Below are 8,983 nucleotides of genomic sequence, written 5' to 3'. Positions count from 1 at the left end.
TACTGGACGTTCATCAGGCCGCCGACCTTGAGGTTCAGCGCCAGCTCGGTGGTCTGGCGCTTTAGCTCGGCGATGACCTCGTCGCTCCAATGCTGCGGCGGCAGCGAGCAGGCGCTGTCGCCGGAGTGGATGCCGGCTTCCTCGATGTGCTCCATGATGCCGCAGACGAAGACGTCCTTGCCGTCAGAGAGACAGTCGACGTCGATCTCGATGGCGCGGCTCAGGTAGCCGTCGAAGAGCAGCGGGTTGTCGGAGAGCACCGAGTTGATCTGGCCGGTCTTGTCGTTGGGGTAGCGGATCAGGATGTCGGGCGGCACGAGGCTGGTCAGGGTGTCCTGCACGTAGCGCTCGAACTCGCTGGGGGCGTGGACGATCTGCATGGCGCGGCCGCCGAGCACGTAGCTCGGGCGGATGACCAGCGGATAGCCGAGCCGCTCGGCGACGATGCGGGCCTGCTCGAGCGAATAGGCGATGCCGTTCTTGGGCTGGGCCAGTTCGAGCCGGTTCACCAGCTTCGAAAACAGGTCGCGGTCCTCTGCGAGATCGATGGAGCCCGGCTGGGTGCCGAGGATCGGGACGCCGGCCTTTTCCACCGCATCGGCGAGGTTCAGCGGCGTCTGGCCGCCGAACTGGACGATGACGCCGTGCAGCGTGCCATTCTGCTTTTCGGTCTCCAAAATCTCGATGACGTCTTCCTCGGTCAGCGGCTCGAAATAGAGCCGGTCGGAAGTGTCGTAGTCGGTCGAGACGGTTTCCGGGTTGCAGTTGACCATGATGGTCTCGTAGCCCGCATCGCTGAGCGCGAAAGCCGCGTGGCAGCAGCAATAGTCGAACTCGATGCCCTGGCCGATGCGGTTTGGGCCGCCGCCTAGGATCACGACTTTCTTCCGGTCGGAGGGGCGCGCCTCGTCCTCGGGGGTGCCGATGAAGGGCGCCTCGTAGGTCGAGTACATGTAGGCGGTGGGCGAGGCGAACTCGGCGGCGCTGGTGTCGATGCGCTTATAGACCGGGCGGACGCCGAGCGCCTTGCGGAGGCCGCGCACGTCCTTGGCCTGCCTGCCGGCGAGATCGGCGAGGCGGCGATCGGAAAAGCCCATGGCCTTGAGCCCGCGCAGCGCGCCGGCGCTGTCGGGCAGGCCGAACTCGCGGACTTTCTTCTCGGTCTCGACGATGCCGTAGATCTGCTCGAGGAACCACGGATCGATCTTGGATGCATCGTGGATGTCTTCGAGGCTGTAGCCGAGCCGCATGGCTTCGGCGACGTGCAGCAGACGCTCGGGCGTGGGGGTGGAGATGGCGGCGAAGACGGCGTTCTCGTTGTCGTCCTCGGGCGCTCCGCTGACGAAGCCGGGGATGCCGATCTCGTTAAGGCCGGTGAGGCCGGTCTCGAGCGAGCGCAGGGCCTTCTGCAGCGATTCCTGGAAGGTACGGCCGATGGCCATGGCCTCGCCGACCGACTTCATCGAGGTGGTTAGCCGCTTGTCAGCGCCGGGAAATTTTTCGAAGGCGAAGCGCGGGATCTTGGTGACGACGTAGTCGATGGTCGGCTCGAAGCTCGCGGGCGTCGCGCCGCCGGTGATGTCGTTCTCGAGCTCGTCCAGCGTGTAGCCGACGGCGAGGCGGGCGGCGACCTTGGCGATGGGGAAGCCGGTGGCCTTGGACGCCAACGCTGAGGAGCGCGAGACGCGCGGGTTCATCTCGATGACGATCATCCGGCCGTCGGCCGGATTGATGGCGAACTGCACGTTCGAGCCGCCGGTCTCGACGCCGATCTCGCGGAGCACCGCGATCGAGGCGTCGCGCATGATCTGGTATTCCTTGTCGGTCAGCGTCAGCGCCGGCGCGACGGTGATGGAATCGCCGGTGTGGACGCCCATCGGGTCGAGGTTCTCGATCGAGCATACGATGATGCAGTTGTCGTTCCTGTCACGGACGACCTCCATCTCGAACTCTTTCCAGCCGAGCACGCTCTCTTCGATCAGCACCTCGTCGGTGGGCGAGGCATCGACGCCGGTTTCGACGATGGCGAGATATTCTTCCTTGTTGTAGGCGATGCCGCCGCCGGTGCCGCCCAGCGTGAAGCTCGGGCGGATGATGCAGGGAAGGACGATCACCTCGAGCGCCTGCAGCGCCTCGATGGTGTTGTGCGCCAGCATCGAGCGCGGGGTTTCGAGCCCGATCTTCTTCATCGCATCGCGGAACAGCTCGCGATCCTCGGCCTTGTCGATGGCCTCGGCATCGGCGCCGATCATCTCGACGTTGAACTTGTCGAGAATGCCCATCTTCTTGAGGCTGAGCGCGCAGTTGAGCGCAGTCTGGCCGCCCATGGTGGGAAGCAGCGCGTCGGGGCGCTCGCGCTCGATGATCTTGGCGACGATTTCGGGGGTGATCGGCTCGATATAGGTGGCGTCGGCAAGATCGGGATCGGTCATGATCGTCGCCGGATTGGAGTTGACGAGGATGATGCGATAGCCCTCGTCCTTCAGCGCCTTGCACGCCTGGGTGCCGGAATAGTCGAACTCGCACGCCTGGCCGATGATGATCGGTCCCGCACCGATGATGAGGATCGATTTGATGTCGGTGCGTTTTGGCATCTTGGACCTAAAAGTTCAGGGCGCGCGGAAAGACCCGCTCTGGGCGGCCGGTGGCGTCGGATTCTATGGGCTAGGCGCGTCCTGTAACGGAAGCGGGTGGGGAAGGGAACCCCCCGCGTTTACGGCCCAAGACGCAAATCGCCGTGCACCAGGTTGCGACGGATTTGAGCCCATACCTGCCTTGGCTTGCTGCGGCCCCGGTTACAGCAGCTTGTCATCGCCGACGGCCAGGTCGCGCGCGTTGCGGTGCATCGGAAAACCGTAGCCCTGCCCAGGTTCCATCCACATCAGCGCGCCCGTCTTGTGACTTGGTCGAGCGGCTGGGAGCGCGACGCCCGTGCGGACTGAAGTTCACCCAACCGGCGGAGAGGCCCGGACCTATTGCTGCTCGTAGACGGGGGTGATCTGCGCGGTGCCAATGGCAGTCTTTTCCAGATAGGAGCCGATTTCGGCCGGCGTCATGGCGCCCGAGACCGCGGCCTGCGCTATGGGCAGGGCGTACAGCGTTATCTCGTAGTGATGGACTTTGCCGGCTGGCGGGCAGGGGCCGATATAGCCGTCCGTACCGGAGCCGTTGGGCAAGCTGACTGCGCTCGGGGGTAGTGTGCCACCGGGGGACGCAGCGCCCTGGACGAGACCGGTCTCGGTGGCCGGCAGGTCGACCAGCACCCAGTGCCAGAACCCATTGGTGCCGGCGTCGGGATCGAACATGGTGATGGCGAGGCTTTTCGTGCCGTCCGGCACGTCGTTCCATGACAGCGCCGGCGAGACCCCGCTGCCTTGATACTTGGGACAGATGAACTGGGTGGGGAAAGTCTCCCCAGTGCTCACATCGCTGCTCGTAAGGGTGAGAGCCATTGACGGGGTGGTGGCGAGCGAAAGGATGGCGGCAACAGCGAGGGCTTTCATGGACCATCTCCGGGATGAGGTGACAGATCGTGCCCGCAAACCGGCAAAACCCTAATGCCTCGGCAAGCGAAGGAACATTGCCTTACGGCGAGTTGAACGGGCCCGCCTTGCCCCGGCCGTAGCCGGATGCAAAATTCAGGGAAAGCAGCCTACGGGGACGAAGGGGAAAACCATGTGCCGCAACATCCGCCCATTGTTCAATTTCGAGCCTCCGGCGTCGCGCAACGAGATGCACGACGCAGCGCTGCAGTTCGTGCGGAAAATTTCGGGCTATACCCATCCTTCCAAGGCCAACGAGGCGGCGTTCAACGATGCCGTCGATGACATCGAGCGGGTGGTGAAGCGGCTCCTGAAGGAGCTCGAGACCGACGCACCCAAACGCGACCGCGAGGTGGTCGCAGCCAAGGCGCGGGAGCGGGCGAAGCTCAGGTACGGCCGGGTCGATGCCTGAGGGTCATCTCATCGGGCCGTGCTTCGCGGGATCGCCATGTAGACCCGCTCTATGAAGCCGTGGAATTCGGCCAGGTAATCGCGAAAGAACTCGGCGGTGCCCTTGTTGCTCACGTCCCCGTCGTCGGTGATGAGCCCAGGCGTGAACTGGATATAGGCTTCGAGCGAGTTCATCAGCGGTGAGTTGCAGAAGGCCATTATGCTCCTCAGGTGCTGCTGGGCCACGGCGGTGCCGATGGCGCCAGGCGAGGTGCCGATGATGGCCGTCGGCTTGCGGGCGAACGAGTTCTGGCCCCAAGGGCGGCTCGCCCAGTCGATGGCGTTCTTCAGCCCGCCGGGGACGGAGCGATTGTATTCGGGAGTGATGAACAGCACGGCATCGGACGCGGCCAGTGCAGCCTTGAGGGCGCGGGCGGCAGGCGGGAAGTCGGCGTCGTAATCGTAGCTGTAGAGTGGCAGTTCCGCGAAGCCGATTTCTGTCATCGTCATCTCGGCCGGAGACAGACGGACCAGCGCCTTGGCCAGCTTGCGGTTGATCGAGGCCTCGGCGAGGCTGCCGATCAGGTACCCAACCTTGAAGTCACTCATGTCGCTCCTCCTGGTTCAGGAGGAGCGACTCTTCGCCGGGAAAGCCGGGGCCGTCTTGGCGCCCGTCAGTTTTTGCCGAAGGTGATGCTCGAGGAGGTGGTCGCGCCCTTCTTGTCCACCAGCTTGAAGTTCAGCTTGATGGCGTTGCCGGCCAGCGTCATGGTCGAAGAGGCATTGCCGTAGCGGGTCTGCATGCCGTTGGCGGCAAAGACGATGCCGCTACCCTGCTTCTTGCCGATGGTGGTGGTGGAGACCCCCTGGGCTGAGGACGAGGCCTCGTAGCGCTTCCTGGCATCGTTGTAGAGCATGGTGCCGCGGAAGCTGGCGGCGCCGGAGCCGCCGAACGAGCAGCGGCCGGAATAGCTGAGCTTGCCGGCGCTCGATGTCTTGAAGGTCATGCGGCAGACGACCGTGCCCGGATCGGGCCCGACCACCTTGCCGCTGCCCCGCCATTCGCCGGCATACTTGCCGAGAAGGGCCGTTTCGGCGGGGCCGGCGACGGCGGGCAGCGCGGCAGGCAGAACGAGGGCGGCGGCGAGGGCGACGACTTTGAGGCTAGGGGGCAGGCGAAACATTGGCAGCTCCGGAAACGGCGGGTTGGTACTGCAACGGCAGCAGGAGCGCTTGGGTTGCAGGAGGGACTAACCGCGCATGATGCCAAATTCCGGCTGAAGCGCAGATGAACGGAGTATAGGCTGAGGAGAGGGGGCGTGCGGTTCGGTTCTGGCGCCCCGTCCCGCACCCTGCTTCCGGGATAACATCGTGTTAGGCTCGTCTATCCACCGACTTCCAGTGCGTCGCAGGGTCCGCGCCACACTTGACCTGCGCTCCACGCAGAGTACTCAGCCATACCGTTGAATGCCTGGAGAACTGCCATGACCAAGGTCGTCATCGACATGACCATGTCGCTCGATGGGTTTGTCGCCGGGCCTGAGGATGGCAAGCAGCATCCGCTCGGAACGCATGGCGGGCACCACATCTTCGACTGGTACGCCACCGGCACCGAGGACTATCGCACGTCGCTGTTCAGGCCGGCGCCGGGGGCCAACCTCGACCAGGTGAAGCTGATGTACGTGGAGGCCGGGGCGTATATCTTCGGCCGGCGGACCTACGACATCACCGATGGCTGGGGCGGGGCGCATCCGGTGAATGGAGCTCCGGTGTTCGTGCTCACGCACCAGCCGCCACCGGCGGAGGACGTGCCCAAGGGCCCCTCCAACCTCACCTTCGTCACCGATGGAATCGCCAGCGCCATCGAGCAGGCGCGTGCGGTGGCCGGCGACAAGGATATCAAGCTGGGCGGCGCCTCGCCGGGCAAGCAGGCGCTCGCGGCGGGGCTGTGCGACGAGGTTCTGGTACACGTCGCGCCCTTCCTCGTAGGTGGCGGGGTCCGGCTGTTCGATGAGCTTGCCGACGGCGTGCAGCTCGAAAAGCTGTCGGTCAGCGACGGGCCGATGGCGACGCATATCCGCTATCGCGTGGTGCGTCAGAAGATGGGCTTCCGGGAGGCCGGGAAACTGCGCCCGGCCCCCTCGAGGAGGTGACGAAGGGCACCTGAGCTACTCTTCCGGCTCGGTCGTGAAGAGCAACGGATAGCCCTCGTTGCGGGCCATCTCGGTGGCGCGCTTCGCCTTGGTCTCGGCGACCTCCTGGGTGAACACCGCAACGACGCAGGCGCCCTTGGTGTGGGCGGTAATCATGATGCGGCGGGCCTGGTCCTCGGTGGTGCGGAACTCGGCCTTCAGCACCCGCACGACGAAATCGCGCGGCGTGAAGTCGTCGTTGAGGAGGATCACCTTGTGGAGCGGCGGCCGCGCTGTCTTGGTGACGGTCTTGGCGCGCGGCTTGGTGTCGGTGACGTTGCTCATGGCAAGGCCAATATAGTGAGGGCGACGGCGCTGTGCACGTCCGATGCACGTGGGAGCCGACGCGCCGGAATGCAATGACGGTGGCGATCAGGGGCTGGCCAGAGCAGTGAGCGGTGGCCTCGACGGTAGCCCGAGCTTTGCCACCAAGGCCTGGAAGTGTCGATCGCCGCGCAGGCTGCGGAACTCCGGCTCGACGAGCAGGCCCAGCGTCTCGTGGCGGTCGACCGAAATATCGAGGTAGGAGAGGGCGAGCTCCCTGTCGCCGAGCAGGGCGGCCGTCGCCGCTACCTTATAGGCCTTCTCGCCTCCGACCTGGAACTGGTGCTTCTGTTCTTCGAGCATTGCCGCCAGCATGGCACGCCCTCCGCCGGGAAGTGCATTGCGGGCCGCTTTGGCGATCGACTGGCCGCCGGCGCTGTTCTCGACGCGCGCTGCGATCTCGTAGTTGTCGACGAACTCGGCATAGCGCCGCTGGTCTAAGTAGATCGTCGCCAGATAGGCGGGGACCGCGAGGTAGTCGGGATTGGCCTGCCGCAGCTGCTCGAGCATGGCGACGGCGCCGTCGGGATCGCCGGAATAGTAGTGGATGAGCGCCGCATTGGCGCGGACCGAGCGCGAATCCGGCTGCAGCGCCAGGGCCCGGTCGATGAGCTGTCGCGGCCGCTCGAACTTGCCCATCTGCATCGAGGTGAGGGCGTACCATTGCAGGGCCTGCGGATTGTCGGGCGCCAGCGCCAGCGACTTCTCGAACAGCTCGGCCGAGCGGGCGAACTCGTACGATCCGTAGAAGGCGTTGAAGCCCAGCGCCGCCCAGGCCTCGGCGAGGCCGGGGTCGAGCTCGACCGCCCGCTCGGCTTCGAGGCGAGCCGTGGCGTAGGACTGGTCAGCGGGCGCCAGCGTGTACTGGCTGATCAGGTTGTAGACGTTGGCGAGGCCGGCATGGGCGGGCGCATAGTCCGGCACAATGGCGAGCGCCGCCTCGAACTTCTGGATCGCGGTTTCGAAGCCGGCGGCGCTGCGGCTGCTCCAGGCCACGACTCCTTCCCGATAAAGGGCCTGCGCTTCGCTGGGGATGGCCTGAACAACCGGCGCGGACGGAGCGCGCGCGGCGACGATGCCGAGCCCGACGCAACCGACGAGGACTGCGGCGGCAATGGCTGGGAGCTTGAAATGCCGCAGCGCCGGTTCGGTCCCCTTCACCCGCACCGTGCCCGCAACCGGCCTGGGCGCGCTGAGCCAGGCATCAAGCTCGGCCGCATAGGCGAAGACGGAGGTGCGCGTGCCGCCCGGGACGCGCCTAACCGGCAACCCGCGGATGGCCTCCCAGCGCTTGACGGTCCGCTCGTCCTTGCCGAAATAGGCGGCGATCTCCTTCCAGCTGTTGAGGCGGCGCTCGGCCCTGCTCGTCTCGGTGTTCTCGGTCATGGTTCCTGCGTTGCCGATCCGGCACGCTCCATCCACACGAAGACGTTCGATTACGCGTAAACACGCAGGCAGAGTCAACGCTTCGGCGGCTGATTTGAAAGTACGGCTCCAGTCCATCGGCAGGTGACGCTGGAAGCGTTATCGGCTATTGACGGCGCAGGCGCTCGCTCGACGACTATCCGCGACGCCTGAACCTTTCCCCGCCGGCGGCATTGTTCCGCCGCACACCAGACAATCGCGGTCCACCCTCAGCGTCACTGTGGCGGCCGCCGTCTTATTTCATGTCGGAGACAGTCATGGCATCGGTTCCATCCATCAAGCTTCGCGACGGCAATTCCATCCCGCAACTGGGGCTGGGGGTGTGGCAGGTCGATCCGAACATCACGGCGCGAGTCGTGACCGACGCGATCGAGGCCGGTTATCGTTCGATCGATACGGCCGAGGGCTATAACAACGAGCAAGGGGTCGGCGACGCGATCAAGCGCACCAGCGTGCCGCGCAGCGAGCTGTTCATCACCTCCAAGCTCCGGAACGGCGGACACGCCCGCGATCTCGCGCTCGCCAGCTTCGATGCGACGATGAAGGCGCTGGGCCTCGAACAGCTCGACATGTTCCTGATCCACTGGCCGGTGCCCAGCCAGGGCAAGTATGTCGAGGCGTGGAAAACGCTGGTGGAATTGAAAACACAGGGGCGGATCCGCTCGATCGGCGTCTCGAATTTCAACCAGGATCATCTCGAGCGCATCATCGGGGAGACCGGCGAGGCCCCGGTGGTCAACCAGATCGAGCTGCACCCGCGCTTCCAGCAGCGCGACAAACGTGCGTTCCACAAGCAGCACGACATCGTCATCGAGAGCTGGAGCCCGCTCGGCTCGGGCCGCATGCTAGACGATCCGACGATCGCGCAGATCGCGAAGAAGCACGGCAAATCAGCCGCGCAGACGATCATCCACTGGCACCTGCAGGAGGGGCTGATCGTCATCCCGAAGTCGACGCACAAGGAGCGCATCGTCGAGAATTTCGACGTGTTCGGCTTCGAGCTCGATGCCGACGATATGGCCAAGATCAAGGGCCTCGACCAGAGCAGAGGCCGTGTCGGTTCGGACCCCGCGACGGCGTCGTTCCTGTTCTGAGGCATCAAAGGCCGGG

General features: G+C 65.1%; 9 protein-coding genes. 3 read left to right on the top strand and 6 right to left on the bottom strand.

The features are described from left to right. Together carB and JWQ89_RS21610 are read right to left on the bottom strand one after the other, a co-directional pair. The coding region (gene carB / locus JWQ89_RS21615) for a carbamoyl-phosphate synthase large subunit (protein ID WP_299644616.1) at positions 1-2,594 on the bottom strand (2,594 nt) is incomplete at its 3' end. Between the two features lie 378 nt (positions 2,595-2,972). Continuing rightward, positions 2,973-3,503, bottom strand: a complete 531-nt coding sequence (locus JWQ89_RS21610) for a YbhB/YbcL family Raf kinase inhibitor-like protein (protein ID WP_299644614.1) — start codon at positions 3,501-3,503, stop codon at positions 2,973-2,975. Positions 3,504-3,675: 172 nt separating this feature from the next. Between JWQ89_RS21610 and JWQ89_RS21605 the strand changes: the two genes are divergently transcribed. Beyond that, the gene (locus JWQ89_RS21605) at positions 3,676-3,954 is read left to right on the top strand and encodes a DUF2277 domain-containing protein (RefSeq protein ID WP_299644612.1); all 279 of its coding nucleotides are present in this window, start codon (positions 3,676-3,678) and stop codon (positions 3,952-3,954) included. A gap of 8 nt (positions 3,955-3,962) precedes the next feature. On the opposite strand, the gene JWQ89_RS21600 is transcribed toward JWQ89_RS21605, so the two are convergent. Then, positions 3,963-4,541, bottom strand: a complete 579-nt coding sequence (locus JWQ89_RS21600; protein ID WP_299644609.1) for an NADPH-dependent FMN reductase — start codon at positions 4,539-4,541, stop codon at positions 3,963-3,965. A gap of 65 nt (positions 4,542-4,606) precedes the next feature. After that, positions 4,607-5,116, bottom strand: a complete 510-nt coding sequence (locus JWQ89_RS21595) for a hypothetical protein (protein WP_299644607.1) — start codon at positions 5,114-5,116, stop codon at positions 4,607-4,609. Positions 5,117-5,416: 300 nt separating this feature from the next. On the opposite strand from JWQ89_RS21595, the gene JWQ89_RS21590 reads away from it, so the two are divergent. Continuing rightward, positions 5,417-6,085, top strand: coding sequence for a dihydrofolate reductase family protein (locus JWQ89_RS21590; RefSeq protein WP_299644605.1), 669 nt, complete (start codon positions 5,417-5,419; stop codon positions 6,083-6,085). Positions 6,086-6,100: 15 nt separating this feature from the next. Here the strand turns inward: JWQ89_RS21590 and clpS are convergent, their stop codons facing one another. Then, the gene (gene clpS / locus JWQ89_RS21585) at positions 6,101-6,409 is read right to left on the bottom strand and encodes an ATP-dependent Clp protease adapter ClpS (protein ID WP_299644603.1); all 309 of its coding nucleotides are present in this window, start codon (positions 6,407-6,409) and stop codon (positions 6,101-6,103) included. Positions 6,410-6,496: 87 nt separating this feature from the next. Then, positions 6,497-7,834, bottom strand: coding sequence for a tetratricopeptide repeat protein (locus JWQ89_RS21580; RefSeq protein WP_299644601.1), 1,338 nt, complete (start codon positions 7,832-7,834; stop codon positions 6,497-6,499). Positions 7,835-8,130: 296 nt separating this feature from the next. Between JWQ89_RS21580 and JWQ89_RS21575 the strand changes: the two genes are divergently transcribed. Then, entirely contained in the window at positions 8,131-8,967 is an 837-nt protein-coding gene (locus tag JWQ89_RS21575) for an aldo/keto reductase (protein WP_299644598.1), read from the top strand. The last annotated feature ends 16 nt before the right edge of the window (positions 8,968-8,983 follow it).

The sequence above is a fragment of the Devosia sp. genome, from assembly GCF_028290645.1.
Classification (GTDB): domain Bacteria; phylum Pseudomonadota; class Alphaproteobacteria; order Rhizobiales; family Devosiaceae; genus Devosia_A.
This window is presented reverse-complemented; position numbering and strand designations above follow the sequence as displayed.

Excerpts from the sequence above, each read along its gene's own strand:
- JWQ89_RS21610 (WP_299644614.1), bottom strand. The coding sequence starts at position 3,503 with ATGAAAGCCCTCGCTGTTGCCGCCATCCTTTCGCTCGCCACCACCCCG.
- JWQ89_RS21605 (WP_299644612.1), top strand. The coding sequence starts at position 3,676 with ATGTGCCGCAACATCCGCCCATTGTTCAATTTCGAGCCTCCGGCGTCG.
- JWQ89_RS21600 (WP_299644609.1), bottom strand. The coding sequence starts at position 4,541 with ATGAGTGACTTCAAGGTTGGGTACCTGATCGGCAGCCTCGCCGAGGCC.
- JWQ89_RS21595 (WP_299644607.1), bottom strand. The coding sequence starts at position 5,116 with ATGTTTCGCCTGCCCCCTAGCCTCAAAGTCGTCGCCCTCGCCGCCGCC.
- JWQ89_RS21590 (WP_299644605.1), top strand. The coding sequence starts at position 5,417 with ATGACCAAGGTCGTCATCGACATGACCATGTCGCTCGATGGGTTTGTC.
- clpS (WP_299644603.1), bottom strand. The coding sequence starts at position 6,409 with ATGAGCAACGTCACCGACACCAAGCCGCGCGCCAAGACCGTCACCAAG.
- JWQ89_RS21580 (WP_299644601.1), bottom strand. The coding sequence starts at position 7,834 with ATGACCGAGAACACCGAGACGAGCAGGGCCGAGCGCCGCCTCAACAGC.
- JWQ89_RS21575 (WP_299644598.1), top strand. The coding sequence starts at position 8,131 with ATGGCATCGGTTCCATCCATCAAGCTTCGCGACGGCAATTCCATCCCG.